13 protein-coding genes are annotated in these 16131 nt (G+C 66.7%); 7 read left to right on the top strand and 6 right to left on the bottom strand.

Annotation, left to right across the window (positions count from 1 at the left end):
* Positions 1-192 precede the first annotated feature (192 nt).
* From purH to TK90_RS00840, 3 genes are all read left to right on the top strand, one after another.
* On the top strand, positions 193-1758 hold the full coding sequence (purH, locus tag TK90_RS00850; protein WP_012981593.1) for a bifunctional phosphoribosylaminoimidazolecarboxamide formyltransferase/IMP cyclohydrolase: 1566 nt from the start codon (positions 193-195) through the stop codon (positions 1756-1758).
* Positions 1759-1771: 13 nt separating this feature from the next.
* A complete protein-coding gene (purD, locus tag TK90_RS00845) occupies positions 1772-3061 on the top strand; it encodes a phosphoribosylamine--glycine ligase (RefSeq protein WP_012981592.1) in 1290 nt (429 codons plus the stop codon).
* 326 nt (positions 3062-3387) lie between these two features.
* A complete protein-coding gene (locus TK90_RS00840) occupies positions 3388-5874 on the top strand; it encodes a glycogen/starch/alpha-glucan phosphorylase (RefSeq protein ID WP_012981591.1) in 2487 nt (828 codons plus the stop codon).
* A gap of 4 nt (positions 5875-5878) precedes the next feature.
* Here the strand turns inward: TK90_RS00840 and TK90_RS00835 are convergent, their stop codons facing one another.
* The 5 genes from TK90_RS00835 to TK90_RS00815 form a co-directional block, all read right to left on the bottom strand.
* Complete coding sequence (locus TK90_RS00835; protein WP_012981590.1) at positions 5879-6760, bottom strand: NAD(P)-dependent oxidoreductase; 882 nt, start codon at positions 6758-6760, stop codon at positions 5879-5881.
* A 9-nt stretch (positions 6761-6769) separates the two neighbouring features.
* Positions 6770-8395, bottom strand: coding sequence for a BCCT family transporter (locus tag TK90_RS00830; protein ID WP_012981589.1), 1626 nt, complete (start codon positions 8393-8395; stop codon positions 6770-6772).
* Positions 8396-8577: 182 nt separating this feature from the next.
* Entirely contained in the window at positions 8578-9144 is a 567-nt protein-coding gene (rsmD, locus tag TK90_RS00825) for a 16S rRNA (guanine(966)-N(2))-methyltransferase RsmD (protein ID WP_168021581.1), read from the bottom strand.
* 28 nt (positions 9145-9172) lie between these two features.
* The gene (locus TK90_RS00820; RefSeq protein ID WP_012981587.1) at positions 9173-10498 is read right to left on the bottom strand and encodes a pitrilysin family protein; all 1326 of its coding nucleotides are present in this window, start codon (positions 10496-10498) and stop codon (positions 9173-9175) included.
* Positions 10498-11886, bottom strand: a complete 1389-nt coding sequence (locus TK90_RS00815; RefSeq protein WP_012981586.1) for a pitrilysin family protein — start codon at positions 11884-11886, stop codon at positions 10498-10500. Before TK90_RS00815 ends, TK90_RS00820 begins: the two co-directional genes overlap by 1 nt.
* A gap of 89 nt (positions 11887-11975) precedes the next feature.
* Here TK90_RS00815 and ftsY point away from each other — a divergent pair, with 89 nt between their 5' ends.
* The 4 genes from ftsY to rpoH all read left to right on the top strand — a co-directional run bounded on the left by ftsY (position 11976) and on the right by rpoH (position 15595).
* Positions 11976-13019, top strand: a complete 1044-nt coding sequence (gene ftsY, locus TK90_RS00810; protein ID WP_012981585.1) for a signal recognition particle-docking protein FtsY — start codon at positions 11976-11978, stop codon at positions 13017-13019.
* Between the two features lie 5 nt (positions 13020-13024).
* On the top strand, positions 13025-13696 hold the full coding sequence (gene ftsE, locus TK90_RS00805) for a cell division ATP-binding protein FtsE (RefSeq protein WP_012981584.1): 672 nt from the start codon (positions 13025-13027) through the stop codon (positions 13694-13696).
* Positions 13693-14622, top strand: a complete 930-nt coding sequence (locus tag TK90_RS00800) for an ABC transporter permease (RefSeq protein ID WP_012981583.1) — start codon at positions 13693-13695, stop codon at positions 14620-14622. Before ftsE ends, TK90_RS00800 begins: the two co-directional genes overlap by 4 nt.
* 103 nt (positions 14623-14725) lie before the next feature.
* Positions 14726-15595, top strand: a complete 870-nt coding sequence (gene rpoH, locus TK90_RS00795) for an RNA polymerase sigma factor RpoH (protein ID WP_012981582.1) — start codon at positions 14726-14728, stop codon at positions 15593-15595.
* A 289-nt stretch (positions 15596-15884) separates the two neighbouring features.
* On the opposite strand, the gene ccoS is transcribed toward rpoH, so the two are convergent.
* Entirely contained in the window at positions 15885-16106 is a 222-nt protein-coding gene (gene ccoS / locus TK90_RS00790; protein ID WP_012981580.1) for a cbb3-type cytochrome oxidase assembly protein CcoS, read from the bottom strand.
* Positions 16107-16131: the final 25 nt, after the last annotated feature.

Here is a 16131-nt window from a genome sequence, read left to right as displayed (position 1 = left end):
GCTCGGGGATCGTTTACGGCGCCGCGCGCTGCGTCTGAACGCGGGCGTTGTGTCCGAAATCGTTTTTATACCCTGAAGGTTTTGCGCAAAAATTACAAGCTGAGGCCGGGCGCGCCGCCCCGGGCCCGGGCCGGGCCACCGGCCCCGAACGTTCGATATAATGATCGTTTTGACGCGATTTCGAGGCCCCGCATGACCCCCAGCCGACCCCTTCAGCGCGCCCTTTTGTCGGTCTCCGAGAAGACCGGTGTCGTGGAGCTTGCCCGCGCCCTGCACGAACACGGCGTGGAACTCCTGTCTACCGGCGGGACCGCCCGCCTGCTGGCCGAAAACAACCTCCCGGTTATCGAGGTTTCCGCGCACACGGGCTTCCCCGAGATCATGGATGGACGGGTCAAGACCCTGCATCCGCGCATCCACGGAGGGCTCCTGGGGCGGCGCGACATCGACGCCGACGTGATGGCCGAGCAGGACATCCCGCCGATCGACCTGCTGGTGGTGAACCTCTACCCGTTCGAGGCCACGGTCGCGCGCCCGGGCTGCAGCCTGGAGGAGGCCATCGAGAACATCGACATCGGCGGACCGGCCATGCTGCGCGCCGCGGCCAAGAACTACCGGGACGTGGCCGTGGCCACCAGCCCGGACCAGTACAGCGAGCTGCTGGCCGCGATCGGCGAGGCCGGCGAGGTGCCGCAGTCCCTGCGCTTTCGCCTGGCGGTCGCGGCGTTCGACCACGTCGCGCGCTACGACGCCGCCATCAGCAATTACCTGTCGGCGCTCACCGAGGATGGCGAGGCCGAGCCGTTCCCCGGCCAGCTGAACGCGACCTTCCAGCGTGTCGAGTCCCTGCGCTACGGCGAGAACCCGCACCAGCGCGCGGCGTTCTATCGCGACCCGCAACCGGCACCGGGGAGTCTGGCCAGCTATCGCCAGCACCAGGGCAAGGCCCTGTCCTACAACAACCTGGCGGATGCCGACGCCGCCTGGGAATGCGTGCGCCAGTTCGAGCAGAACGCCTGCGTGATCGTGAAACACGCCAATCCCTGTGGCGTGGCCGCGGCCCCGACCCAGCTGATGGCCTACGAACGCGCCTTCCAGACCGACCCCACCTCGGCCTTCGGCGGCATCATCGCCTTCAACCGGCCGCTGGACGGCGACACCGCGCACGCGATCGTCAGCCGCCAGTTCGTGGAGGTCGTGATCGCCCCGGAGATCACCCCGGGCGCGCTGCGTGCCCTGGCCGCCAAGAAGAACGTGCGCGTACTGGAGATCCCGCCCGCGGGAAGCGCGCCGGGCCTCGACTACAAGCGCATCGGCGGGGGCCTGCTGGTGCAGGATGCCGACCGCGGCTCGCTGGCCGATGTCGAGCTGAAGACGGTCACCGCACGCGCGCCTTCGGAACAGGAACTCAAGGACCTGCGCTTTGCCTGGCAGGTGGCGAAGTACGTGAAATCAAACGCGATCGTCTATGCGCGTGACGAACAGACCATCGGGGTGGGTGCGGGCCAGATGAGCCGCGTGTACTCCGCGCGCATCGCCGGCATCAAGGCGGCCGACGAGGGCCTGCAGGTGGCCGGCTCGGTCATGGCCTCGGATGCCTTCTTCCCGTTCCGGGACGGCATCGATGCGGCCGCCGAGGCCGGCATCACCGCCGTGATCCAGCCCGGCGGCTCGATGCGCGACGACGAGGTGATCACCGCCGCCGACGAACACGGAATCGCCATGCTGTTCACCGGCATGCGCCACTTCCGCCATTGATCCGGGACCCATCATGAACGTACTCGTTATCGGCAACGGCGGACGCGAACACGCCCTGGCCTGGAAGCTCGCCCAGTCCCCGCGTGTCCAGCGCGTGCTGGTCGCCCCCGGCAATGCCGGCACCGCGCGTACCGCGAAGTGCGAAAACGTCGAGATCGGCGTCACCGACATCGACGGCCTGCTGGCCCTGGCCGAGCGCGAGGACATTGCATTCACGGTAGTCGGCCCGGAGGCGCCGCTGGTTGCCGGCGTGGTGGATGCCTTCCGCGCCGCCGGGCGGCGCTGCTTCGGTCCCTCGGCAAAGGCCGCGCAGCTCGAGGGCTCCAAGAGCTTCGCCAAGGACTTCATGCAGCGCCACGGCATCCCCACCGCCGCCTACGGCAGCTTCGAGGATGAATCCGCCGCGCTGGACTTCATCCGTGCCCACGGGGCCCCGATCGTGGTCAAGGCCGACGGCCTGGCCGCCGGCAAGGGCGTAATCCTGGCTCAGACCGAAGACGAAGCCTGCGCCGCGGTGCGCGACATGCTGGCCGGCAATGCCTTTGGCGAGGCCGGGCATCGCGTGGTGATCGAGGAGTTCCTGCGTGGCGAGGAGGCGAGCTTCATCTGCATGGTGGACGGCGAGCATGTGCTGCCGCTGGCCTCTTCGCAGGACCACAAGGCACGCGACGACGGCGACCAGGGCCCGAACACCGGCGGCATGGGTGCCTATTCGCCGGCCCCGGTGGTCACCGACGCGCTGCACGCGCGCATCCTGCGCGAGGTCATCGAACCAACCGTGCGCGGCATGGCCGCCGACGGCGAACGCTATACCGGTTTCCTCTATGCCGGCGTGATGATCGACGCCGAGGGCAACCCGAAGGTGCTGGAATTCAACTGCCGCTTCGGTGACCCGGAGACCCAGCCGATCCTAAGCCGCCTGGAATCGGACCTGGCCGACCTGGTCGAGGCCGCGCTGGACGAACGACTGGACCAGATCGAGGCCCGCTGGGATGCCCGCGTCGCCCTCGGCGTGGTGCTGGCCGCCGGAGGCTACCCGGGCGCCTACCGCAAAGGCGATGTGATCACCGGACTCGAGTCGGTGGAGAACAACCCCGAGGCTTACGTATTTCATGCCGGGACCGCAACGCGCGAAGACGGCGCAGTCGTGACCGCCGGGGGCCGCGTGCTCTGCGTCGTGGGCCTTGGAAGGGACGTGAAATCCGCCCAGAAAAAGGCCTACGAGGCCGTGCACCGGATCCACTTCGAGGATATATACTGCCGGACAGATATTGGCTATCGCGCCGTCGCTCGCGAGGGATGATCCCGGGCGGCGGTCCACACCCCAGGGAAACACTGATTAATGTACACGCTCGCGTTGGTACCCCAGGTTTTCCGAGGCCAGGCGCGTCGTGCAGCGGGTAGTGGTTCTACCCGCAAGCGGCGCAACGCAGGATCGGGGAACCCGGGGTGCCAACCCCGAAGGGGCTCGGCCGCCCGTTGTAATCAAAAACTGGCGCGCGCACGGCGTTGCGGCTCCCTTGTGCAGAATGACTGCACGGCGGTCACCGCGCCTTGTTCGCGCGCAAAAGCGACTCGAGCGCGAGCGTGTACATGGATCAGTGTTTCCCTAGTTCTGGAGACCGCCGAATGGCCGCCCCCGAAGTGACACACCTGCCCCACCTCCCCAACGACGTGGAGGGCCTGCGGCAATCGATTCGCGATGCCGTCGTCCGCGTGGTGGGCGAAGACCCGCGCAAAGCCACCCACCGCGACTGGCTGGAGGCCCTGGCCTTCGCCATCCGCGAGCGCATGGTCGAGCGCCGCCTGCTGACCCGCCGCCAGTTCGCCGAAGAGGACGTCAAGCGCGTCTACTACCTGTCGATGGAGTACCTGATCGGGCGCATGCTCGAGGCGAATCTGCGCAATATGGGCATCCTCGACGAGGCGCGCCAGGCGATGAGCGATCTCGGCGTGGATCTCGACCAGATCGTGGATCTCGAAGACGACGCGGCCCTGGGCAACGGCGGCCTCGGGCGACTCGCGGCCTGCATCCTGGAGTCACTGGCCACCCAGGGCTATCCCGGCTATGGCTATGGCATCCGCTACGAATACGGCATGTTCCGCCAGGAGTTCGAACCCTACCGCCAGGTGGAGCACCCGGACAACTGGCTGCGTTACGGCAACCCCTGGGAGTTCCCGCGTTCGGATCGCAAGTATTCGATCCACTTCTACGGCTACGTGGTCGAGCACCATCATCCAAACGGCGAGACCCGTTATACCTGGGAAGACGGCGAGGAAGTCCTGGCCATGGCCTACGACTATCCGACCGCGGGCTACGGACGGCGCAACGTAAACAACTTGCGCCTGTGGGCCGCCAAGGCAACCCGCGACTTCGACCTGCGCTACTTCAATGAAGGGGATTACATCCGGGCGGTCGCGGACAAGAACGAGTCCGAGACCATCTCCATGGTGCTGTACCCGAACGACGCTACCGCGATCGGCAAGGAACTGCGCCTGAAGCAGGAATACTTCTTTGTTTCTGCCTCGCTACAGGACGCCCTCGAACGCCACCTGGGGCTGGGCTACCCGCTGGATGCCCTTCCGGACAAGGCCGCGATCCAGCTGAACGACACCCACCCCGCGATCGCCGTGGCCGAACTGATGCGGCTGCTGGTCGACCACCACGAAGTGCCCTGGGATCGCGCCTGGGATCTGACCCGGCGGACCTTCGCCTACACCAACCACACCCTGATGCCCGAGGCGCTGGAGACCTGGTCGGTCCCGCTGATGCAGCACGTGCTGCCGCGCCACATGGGCATCATCTACCAGATCAACCACGAGTTCCTGGAGGAGGTGCGGCACCGCTACCCGGGGGACAATGACCGCCTGGCGCGCCTGTCGATCATCGACGAAGAAGGCGAGCGCCGGGTCCGCATGGCGCACCTGGCGGTGGTCGGCTCGCACCACATCAATGGCGTCGCCGCACTGCATACGCGCCTGCTGCAGGAGACCCTGTTCGAGGAGTTCTTTGAGCTCTGGCCGGAACGCTTCGTCAACGTGACCAACGGCGTGACGCCACGACTGTGGATGATCCAGTCCAACCCGGCCCTGACCGAACTCCTGGGCCGGCGTATCGGCAACGACTGGCAATACGACCTGGAGCGCCTGCGCGCACTGGAACCCTACGCCACCGATCCGGAATTGCAGCGTGAATTCATGGCGGTGAAGCGTGCCAACAAGGCCCGGCTCGCGGACCTGGTGCGCGAACGCACCGGCGTGGAGCTGAATCCGGACGTGCTTTTTGACGTTCAGGTGAAGCGCATCCACGAGTACAAGCGCCAGCTGCTGAAGCTCCTGCACGTGGTGGACCTGTACCGCCGCATCCGCGCCGGCGAGGACATCCCGCCGCGCGTGGTGCTGTTCGGCGGCAAGGCCGCACCGGGCTACGCCCGCGCCAAGGCGATCATCCAGGTGATCAACGAGGTAGCCGACATCGTGAACCACGACCCGGCCGTTGGCGATCGCCTGAAGTGTGTGTTCTTCCCGAACTACGAAGTCAGCTCCGCCAGCATCATCATCCCGGCCGCTGACATCTCCGAGCAGATCTCCACCGCCGGCTTCGAGGCCTCCGGCACCGGCAACATGAAACTGGCCCTGAACGGGGCCCTGACCATCGGCACGCTGGATGGCGCCAACATCGAGATCCGCGATGCGGTTGGCGACGAGAACGTCTTCATCTTCGGGATGACCGCCGAGGAAGTGGTCGAGCACCGCGCCCGTGGCGAACGGCCATCCGCCATCCTGGAGCGCACACCCGACCTGGCAGCCGCGGTGGACATGATCGAATCGGGGTTCTTTACCTGCAACGACCCGGATACCCACCGCGAACTGGGGCGTTACCTGCGCGAGGACGATCCGTTCTTCGTGCTGGCCGACTATTCGGCCTACGCGGAGGCTTGTGAACGGGCGGATGCCCTGTACGCGGACCCGTCCGCCTGGGCCGAGGCGGCGATCCACAATGTCGCCCGCATGGGCTTTTTCTCCATCGACCGCACGGTGCGCGACTACGCCAGCCAGATCTGGGACGTCACCCCGGAACCGGTTGCCCCTTCCAAGACCAACGGGGCCGCTTGACCGTTCAGTGTGCCGACGGTTCGGGAGCGATTGCGCTGTAGATCGCGGAGTAGTCGGCGTCCGCCAGCCCGCGATCCTGGGCCTGCTCCAGTAGCTGCGCCAGCAGCGGGAGCCACGGGCCGATCAGTTGCGCGTCCTCGGCAGCGCGCTCGGCGAGGCGCACGTCCTTCAGCAGGTGCTTGACCGGGAAGTTCGCCGTCCCGAAGTCACCGGAGAGCATTTTGTCCAGCTTCTTGTCGAAAGTCGGCGCATACAGCGCCGACTCGCGCAGGATCTCCATGAAGGTATCGACCTCCGCCCCCTCGCGGCGGACCAGCCCCAGGCTCAAGGAGAAGGCGGCGGTCAGACTGGCGATCAGCTGGTTGAACGCGAGCTTCAGGGCCGCACCCTGCCCCACCGGACCGACATGCCGCGGGTTCTCGCCCAGCGCCGCGAGGACCGGACTCGCACGCTCGAAATCCGCCTCCGTATCAGCGCCGGCCATGACCAGCAACCGCCCCTCACGCGCTTCCGGAATCGACCCCAGCACTGGCGCCTCGACATAACAGGCCCCGGAGCGGCGCAGGTGCTCGGCCAGCTGGCGGCTCTCGGCCGGCAGGATCGTCGCCATCTGGATCACACAGCGCCCGCTCAACGCGCCTTCCGGCAACGTCCTCAGCACTGCCTGGATTGCGGCGGCATCGGAGAGCATCAGCACCAGGGTATCGGCCCCGGCGACGGCCGCCGCCGGCACGGTGTGTACCGTTACCCCCTCGCTGGCCAGGTCGCTGGCCCGCTCCTGGGTGCGGTTGTAGGCCTCGACGGAAAAACCGGCGCGCAAAAGACGCAGGCCCATGGGTTGCCCCATGAGCCCGCAGCCCAGCAGCGCCACGCGGGACGCAGCCATAGTGACCTCCTACTTGATCTTGTCGTCCAGATCCTCCGTATACCCCAGCAGGGTATGCGGCGGTGGCGCCTCTTTCTGATATTTGGTCGGCGTCACGGCCTCGGTGGAATGCAGACTCTTCCACAACCCGAACACCATCACGAGCATCACCACCGAGAACGGCAGGCCGACGCTGATCGCCGCCGCCTGCAGGGCGGCAAGACCGCCCGCCAGCAGCAGGATCGACGCCACAATCCCCTCGAGGATTGCCCAGTAGACTCGCTGGGTCACGGTCGGGTTGCGCACATCACCCGAGGCCAGGGTATCAATCACCAGCGATCCGGAGTCCGAGGAGGTGACAAAGAAGGTCACGATGAGCACCGTGGCCGCGGCCATGGCCAGCACCGCCAGCCAGTCCCACAGCGGCATCGCCTCGATGGTCGCGAACAACGCGGTGGACACGCTCTCTTCGACCGCGCCGGAGATATTGGCCACGCCACCCAGCTCGTAGCCCATCGCGGTACCGCCGAACACGGCCAGCCAGACAAAGGCAGCAGCGGTCGGGGCCAGCAGCACGCCGGCCACGAATTCCCGGATCGTGCGCCCGCGCGAGACGCGGGCGATGAACATGCCGACATACGGCGCCCAGGAGATCCACCAGCCCCAGTAGAAGATGGTCCAGACGGTGGCCCAGCCGGTCTCGTCGATGGTATCGGCCCACAGGCTCATCTCGGGCAAGTGCTGCACGTAGACGCCGGTCGACTCCACCAGCACGCGCAGGATGAACAGTGTCGGCCCCATGATCAGCAACAGGGCGAGCAGGATCACCGCCAGCCCGATGTTGAAGTTCGACAGCCGCTTGATGCCCTTGTCGATCCCCAGTGCCACCGAGCCCACCGCGATCAGGGTGATGATCGCGACCAGGATGATCTGCATGGCCGTGGATTCCTCGATCCCGAACACGTAGTTCAGGCCCGAGTTGATCTGCATGACCCCGAGACCCAGCGAGGTGGCCACCCCGAACATGGTCCCGAACAGGGCCAGGATGTCGATCAGGTGCCCCCAGGGGCCATAGATGCGGTCACCGATGAACGGATACAGCGAGGAACGGATCAGCAGCGGCAGGTTGTGCCGGTAGGCATAGTAGGCCAGCGACAGGCCAACGACGATGTAGATCGCCCAGGCATGCAGCCCCCAGTGGAAGAAGGTGTAGCGCATCGCCTCGGTCGCGGCCTCGCTGGTCTCGCCATCGGCATGCGGCGGATCCAGGTAGTGGTACATCGGCTCGGCAATGCTCCAGAACAGCAGTCCGATCCCCATGCCTGCGGAGAAGAGCATCGCGAACCACGCGGCATAGCTGAAACGCGGCGCCTCGAACTGGTCTCCGAGCCGTATGCCCCCGTAGCGCGAAAACATCAGGTACAGAGAGAAGATCAGGAAGACCGTCACCACCAGCATGTAGTACCAGCCGAGGTATTCGGAGATGCCGGTCTGCAGCTTCTCGAAGATCTCCTCCGCCGTGTCCGGGAAAACCGCCCCGAACAGAACGAATGCGGCGATCACGGCACTGGAAATCCAGAACACCGGGCTGCAGATGATGCCGAAGCCGGCGATCCGGGTCTGGTTCAGCCCCGGGCTTGAAGACGGTTCTTCCATGCTTGGCTCCCCTATTCTTGTGTTGCGCTTGAACGCCGCACCGGCGTATTCGGCACACCTCGGGACATTGCATCCCGAGCCTTCCCGTGCGCCTGACGGTCGGGGACGCGCTCAGTCGACAAAACGGTGCCGACGGACGACGCTCCTACCGTAGCCAATGACCTGGCAAACTGCAAAACGCTTCACGAGTCGTCCTCGGCGGGACTGCGCGCAAGCAGTAGACCCCGCGCCTGCCCGCACACGCGTTCGCGCTCGATCGCCCAGCCGTCCTCCTGCACAAAACTCGGATCGGCCTCCGACTCCAGCTCCGCGTAGACGCGTGCGCCGGGGCTCAGCCAGCCCTGGACGGCCAGTGCGGCGAGCGCCGGGGCGACCCGGCCCTGACCAAAGGGAGGGTCGAGAAACACGACATCGAAGGGGTCGCCCTCCGGAAGCTGGCCCAGCAAACGGGCCACATCGTCACGCCGGATGTGCACCTGGGTGGCCCCCAGGCGTTCACGGTTGGCCTCGAGCTGGGCCGCCGCCCGTGCGTCGCGCTCGACCAGCCAGACCTCGCGCGCACCCCGCGAGGCGGCCTCGAAGCCCAGGGCGCCGGTGCCGGCGTACAGGTCCAGTACTCGCGCACCCGGCAGCTGCGGCTGCAGCCAGTTGAACAGGGTCTCGCGCTGGGCATCCGCAGTCGGGCGCAGCCCCCCGACGGACGGCACCGGCAGCCACTGGCGGCGCCAGGCCCCGCCAATGATGCGGATACGCGCGCTGCGCCCTGGCGGACCGCGCCTAGTCTTCCTGGCCACCGACAATGACCGTGACCAGGGCCTCGGGGTTGAGACGGTCGGCCAGTTGGGTGTTCATGGTCTCCAGCTCCACCGCCTGCATGCGCTCGACATAGCGCTCCAGATAGTCATCGGAGAGTCCGTAGAAACCGATCATGCCAAGCAGGCTGACGATGTCGCTGTTGGAAGCGAGCGACAAGGGGAACGAGTTGATCACGTTCTCGCGCGAGGCCTCCATCTCTTCAGGATCCACACCCTCGGCGTGCCAGCGCAGGACCTGCTCGCGCAGGACCGCGACCGCATCGTCCGTCTGGTCCACCCCCGTCTGCATATTGATCACAAACGGGCCTTCGACCGCCATCGGCTGGAAGCGGCTGTGCACGGAATAGGCAAGCCCGCGGGCGCTGCGCACCTCCTGGAACAGGCGCGAGGTAAAGCCACCCCCGCCCAGGGCATGATTGGCCAGCGTCAGAGCGAAGTGCGCCTCGTCGCCCCGGCGCAGGGCCGGAGCCCCCATGAAGATGTGCGCCTGCTCCGACGGGAACGCAATGCGCTCCTCCACCGGCTCCTCGCGCATCGGCACTGGCGGCAACGGGTCAACCGCATCGCCACGGGGCAGCGCCGCCGAAATCCGGGCGGCCAGTTCCTCGGCTTGCTCACGGCTTACCCCGCCGGTGATCGCCAGCGCGCCGTTCCCCGCCGCGTAGTGGCGTTCAAAGAAGTCCCGGGCGTCATCGCGCGTCATCGCCTCCAGCGTATCGACCTCGCCGCCCGGCCAGCTGCCATACGGGTGGTCTTCGTACATCAGCTCGTAGAAGCGACGGGTCCCCACCGAAGAAGGCTCCTGGCGCTCGCGTTGCAGGGACTGCAGGGCCTGGCGGCGGCTACGCTCGAAATCGCCCTCGGGAAAGGCGGGCGCAGACAGCACGTCGGTGAGGGTGCCGACCGCCGTCTCCATCCAGTCCGGTTCGGTCAGGGTGCGCAGGCTGACGATCGCCATGTCGCGCAGGGAGCTGGTGCCGAATCGGGCGCCGACCGACTCGAAGCGCTCGGCGAGCTCGGAGGCATCCATCTCCTCGGTGCCATGACGCAGGCTGCGGGAGGTCATCATCGCCAGCCCGGGCAGGTCGCCGTCGCGCGCCGCCCCGCCATCGAAGGTCAGGCGCAGGTCCACCATCGGCAGGTCCGGCGCCTCGACATACAGGACGCGCAGCCCCTCGTCGGTCTCCCAGCGTTCGATCTCCACCGCCTGCACCGGGATCGCCAGCAGGGCCAGGACCAGTCCCGCGAACAGGGAATGGCGCGAGAGCTTCTTGATTGCGTGCAGCATTAGTGACCCTCCTCCGGATAGCCACCATCGAGATCCGGGGCACCGTACGGCCCGGGCGCCGGGGCCTCCTCGTCATCCACCGGCTGCGGGTCGAGAACCCCGACCGTGCGACGTTCGGGCACCAGGTACTCGCGTACCACGCGCTGGACGTCCTCGGCGGTCACCTCACGCACCCGCTCCAGGAAACGATCATTTTCCCGCCAGCCGACTCCAACGGTTTCGAGCATGCCCAACTGGAAGGCCTGGGCACGCACGGAATCGCGTTCAAAGACCTCCGAGGCGATTACCCGCGCCTGCACACGTTCCAGTTCGCGGCCATCCACGGGTTCCTCGGCCAGGCGATCGATCTCGTCCAGAAGCGCCTGCTCCAGGGACTCGATATCCGTGTCCAAGGTCGGCACGGCGGCGACCATGAACAGATCGTCCAGCCGAGCGAACGGGCTGTAGCGCGCCGAGGTGGCGCTCGCCAGTTCCTGCCCCCGGACCAGCTCGCGCGCGAAGCGCGAGGCCTCGCCCGAGTCCAGGATCCCGGCGGCCACCAGCAGGGCGTAGGCGTCCTCGTGCGAGTCCAGCGTGTTCAGCACCGGGGTCTTCCAGCCCATCATCAGAAACGGGACCTGGGCCGGGGCCTGCACCGTAATCCGGCGCTCCCCGGCCTGCGGGGTCTCCCGACGCGGCTTGGCCTCCGGCACGTTGCCGCTGGGGATGGCACCGAAGTGCTTCTCGGCGGCCGCGATCACCTCGTCGGCATCGACATCGCCGACGACCACGACCACCGCGTTGCTGGGGTGGTAGTAGCGGTCGTACCAGTCCTGGAGGTCCTCCAGGGTGTAGGACTCGATATCGGTCATCCAGCCGATCACGGGCTGGCCGTACGGGTGGTTGAAAAAAGCCGTCGCCATCAGTTGCTCGCGCAGCAGGGAGTTGGGCTGATCCTCCACACGCAGGCGCCGCTCCTCCTGCACCACCCGCAGCTCCGGACGGAACTCGTCCTCCTGCAGCTTCAGGTGTTGCATGCGCTCGGCCTCCATGGCCATCACGGTCTCCCAGTGGTCGGAGCCGATCACCTGGTGATAGCCGGTATAGTCGCGACCGGTAAAGGCGTTCTCGCGCCCGCCCATGCGCGCGACGATCCGCGAGAACTCGCCCGGCTCGTATTTCTCCGAGCCGCGGAACATCATGTGTTCCAGCATGTGCGATATACCGGTGATGCCGCTGTGTTCATCGGCCGAGCCGACGCGATACCAGACCATGTTGGCCACCACCGGTGCGCGCCTGTCCTCCAGGACCAGCACGGTCAGACCGTTGTCGAGCGTGGCTTCCACCACATCCGATTCGATCTCCAGTTCACCGGCCACGACACTGGCACTGATCAGCCAGACGGCCATCCATCCAACGAGACTTCCGAGCACTGCTCTACGCATTGCAATACGATCCCCGTGCTAGCATGAACACTTTCTACTGGACCACCTGAAACATGTTCGGTTTCCGCAAGAAGAAATCCGAAGACTCCGCCACGCCCAGCCCGGAAACCACGCCGGAGGCCCCGCCGGAAACCGCGGCGGCGCCCGAGCCGGAACCCGACGCGCAACCGGCCCGTGGCGGCTGGTTCCAGCGCCTGCGCCAGGGCCTGGCCAAGACCGGCCAGGCCCTCGGCGGCGACCTCAAGAGCCTGTTCCGGCGCAAGATCGACGACGAGCTGTTCGAGGAACTGGAAGAGCGCCTGCTCCTGGCCGATGTCGGCCTGGATGCGACCCAGCGGATCATGGATCGTATCACCCGCGAGGTAAAACGGCGCGAGCTGGACAACGCCGACGCGCTGATGGACGCGCTCGAGACCGCAATGGTGGAGATCCTGGAACCGGTCTCTCGCCCCCTGGATATCCCGCAGGCCGAGCGGCCGTTTTCAATCCTGGTGGTCGGCATCAACGGTGCTGGCAAGACCACCACGATCGGCAAACTGGCGCATCGCTTCAAGGACGAGGGCCGCTCGGTGCTGCTGGCCGCAGGCGACACCTTCCGCGCGGCCGCGGTGGAACAGCTGCAGACGTGGGGGGAACGCAATGGCGTCCCGGTGATCGCCCAGGGGACCGGGGCCGACTCGGCCTCCGTGGTCTACGACGGCCTCCAGGCCGCTCAGGCGCGCAAGACCGATATCCTGATCGCCGATACCGCCGGACGCCTGCACACCCAGACCAACCTGATGGACGAAGTTCGCAAGGTGAAACGCGTGATGGGCCGGCTGGACGAACACGCGCCGGACGAAGTACTGCTGGTGGTCGACGGCGGCACCGGCCAGAACGCGCTAAGCCAGGCACGGCAGTTCCACGAGGCCCTGGGGCTGACCGGGATCGTGGTCACCAAGCTGGACGGGACCGCCAAGGGCGGCGTCCTGTTCGCGCTGGCCGAGCAACTGGGGGTACCCGTGCGCTTTATCGGCGTGGGCGAGAAGGCCGAAGACCTGCAGCGTTTTGATGCCCGCGCGTTCGTACGCGCGTTGCTGGGCCGCGAGGAAAACTAGCCGGCATGATTCAGTTGCAGCGCGTAACCAAGCGCTTTGGCAGCGCGGCCGATGCGCTGTCCAATGTCAGCCTGAGGGTGGATGCGGGCGCCATGGCCTTCGTCACCGGCCCGTCCGGTGCCGGCAAGAGTACGCTGCTGCGTCTGATCGCCGGTCTGGAACGCCCGACCCGCGGCCGTATCCGCGTGAATGGACACGAACTGGACCGACTGTCGGCGCGGGCCATCCCGCGCTTTCGCCGCAGCATCGGCCTGGTCTTTCAGGATCACCGCCTGCTGTTCGACCGCCCCGTGTTCGACAACGTCGCCCTGCCCCTGGAGATCCTCGCCTACCGCCGCCCGGAGATGCGCAAGCGCGTGCGCGCGGCGCTGGACAAGGTCGGCCTGCTGCACAAGGAGACGGTCAACCCGCGCACCCTGTCCGCCGGGGAGCAGCAGCGCGTCGGCATCGCCCGCGCCATCGTGCATCGCCCTGTGCTGCTGCTCGCGGACGAACCAACCGGCAACCTGGACCCGGCCCTGTCGGAGGAGATCCTCGCGCTGTTCGACGACTTCAACCGCGTCGGCATGACCGCCCTGATCGCCAGTCATGACCAGGAGCTGATCGGCCGCATGGGCAAACCGGTGCTGCACCTGGAAGACGGCCGCATCGAGGCCCGCGGCGGGGCGCGCGCATGAGACCCGGGCGCCGCCTGCTCGATGCCCTGCCCGCCTGGCTGGACAGCCACCGCGATGCCGCCCGGCGCAGCCTTGGCCGGCGACTGCAGGCCCCGATACTGAGCCTGATTACCATCGCGGTACTGGGCTTCATCCTCGCGCTCCCCGCCTACCTCTGGGTACTGCTCGACAACGCGCGCGCCCTGTCGGCACACGTCGACCACGATCCGCGTATCGCACTCTATCTCGACCAGGTCGACGAGGAGACCGCCGACCGGCTGCAGGATGCGCTGGATGACGACGAGCGCGTTGCACGCTGGGAGCGCATCGACGCCGACACCGCACTGAGCGCCTACCGCGACAGCCTGCCGGACCCGGAGCTGCTGGACTGGCTGGAGGACAACCCGCTGCCGGACGTAATCGATGTCGTTCCCGCCAGCACTCAGCCGGCTACGGTGGCGGCGTTGCGTGACGACCTGCGAGCGCTGGCGCCCGAGGCCGGGGTGGTCGCCGACGACGAGTGGGTGCGCCAGCTCAACAGCCTGCACGAGCTGGGCCTGCGCATCCTGTCCGTGGTTGCCGCGCTGCTGGGCCTCGGCGCCGTGCTGATCCTGGCGCTCGCCACCGCCTCGGAACTGCGCGAGCGGCAGGAAGAGATCGCGATCTCGCGCATCAGTGGCGCCACCCACCGCTTTCTGCGCCGCCCGTCGCTGTACGGGGGTGTGCTGACCGGGTTCGGTGGGGGTATTTTCAGCGTTATCCTGCTGCTGGTGGGGGTTGCGTTGAGCCGCGAACCGCTGACCGAGGCGGCCGCCGCGTTTGATCTGGAGTTCACCCTGCGCCTGCCGCATGCCGGGGATCTGCTGGGCCTGATACTGGTGGGCCTGATACTGGGCTGGCTGGGCGCGCGCCTGGGCAGCGGCCACGCCCTGCGCGATGCGCCCTGAGCCCGCGCGGAGCCACAAAAACTCCCGGAACTTTCAGCGGGTTTAGCACTCTACGTACACGAGTGCTAATCTCTGACTTTATTATCAGGAGGCATCCATCACGATGAGCAGCAAGGCCCTGGCAACCGTGCATGCAGACCTGCCCGTTCCCGTCGGGAACCTGGACCATTACATGCAGGCGGTTAGCCGGATCGAGGTACTGGATCCGGAGCACGAGCGCGAACTCGCCCGGTCGCTGCACGAACGCAACGACCTGGACGCGGCGCGCCAACTGATCCTGCACAACCTGCGCTTCGTCGTGCATGTGGCCCGCGGCTACCAGGGCTACGGCCTGCCCCTGGGCGACCTGATCCAGGAGGGCAATGTGGGCCTGATGAAGGCCGTGCGGCGCTTCGACCCGAACCAGGGGGTGCGCCTGGTCTCGTTCGCGGTGCACTGGATCCGCGCCGAGATCCACGAGTTCATCCTGCGCAACTGGCGCATCGTGAAGGTGGCAACGACCAAGGCGCAGCGCAAGCTGTTCTTCAACCTGCGCAGCGCCAAGCAGCGTCTGGGCTGGATGTCGAACGACGAGGTCTCCGCCGTCGCCAGGGACCTCGGGGTCTCCGAGAATGACGTCTGGGAGATGGAGCGGCGACTGTCCAGTCAGGATGCGAGCTTTGACCCCGCGCCCGACAGCGACGACGAGCACACCTACCTGGCCCCGGCCCAGCGCCTGAGCATCGAGGACATGAGCGACGACCCGGCGCAGGTGGCCGAGGACGAGGACTGGGATCGCCATTATCAGGAGCGGCTGGCCAGCACCCTGGGCGAGCTGGACGAACGCTCCCGCGACATCCTGGCGCGGCGCTACATGAGCGAGCCCAAGGCCACGCTGCACGAACTGGCGGCGGAATACGGCGTCTCCGCCGAGCGCATCCGGCAGATCGAGAACAACGCGATCAAGCGCATCCGCACCGCCTTCGCCGACTGACGCGACACCCCGGCTGCACCCAACGAAAAGGCCCCGACCGCTTGCGCGATCGGGGCCTTTTTCATGGTTTCCGACGCCGCTCAGGCGGCGCGCGGGAATCCCCGGCTCAGCCGCCGAACAGGATCACCGAGAAGAAGCTGATCCAGGACCAGATGATCAGGGCGGCGGTGAACGTCAACGGGAAGTTCGCAAAGGTAAACCACTCACGCATAGCCAAAGCCCTCAACACACATCGATTTAAGAATGGGTAAAGGGTAAGCGGGAGGAGGTCCCGGCGCAAGTTTCCGGATCAGCGCGGTCGGTCTTCCGGTCTCTGCGTCTCCCCGGAAGTCTGGTCCTTCTCGTCGTCTTCGGTAGTCGGGATCCGCGGGTCATCGTCATCCATCAGGATACGGTGCGCCGGACCCTCGAGGTCATCGTACTGCCCCGACCGTATCGCCCACAGCAGGACCATCCCCACGACCAGGGCAAACAGCATCGCCAGCGGAATCAGCAGGTACAGAATCGACATGGCGCCCAGTCTACTCGTCCTGCGT

Origin of the sequence: Thioalkalivibrio sp. K90mix, from assembly GCF_000025545.1 — a bacterium.
Taxonomy (GTDB): Bacteria; Pseudomonadota; Gammaproteobacteria; order Ectothiorhodospirales; family Ectothiorhodospiraceae; genus Thioalkalivibrio.
The sequence above is the reverse complement of the archived record's forward strand: the minus strand, read 5'-3'. Positions and strand labels throughout refer to the sequence as shown.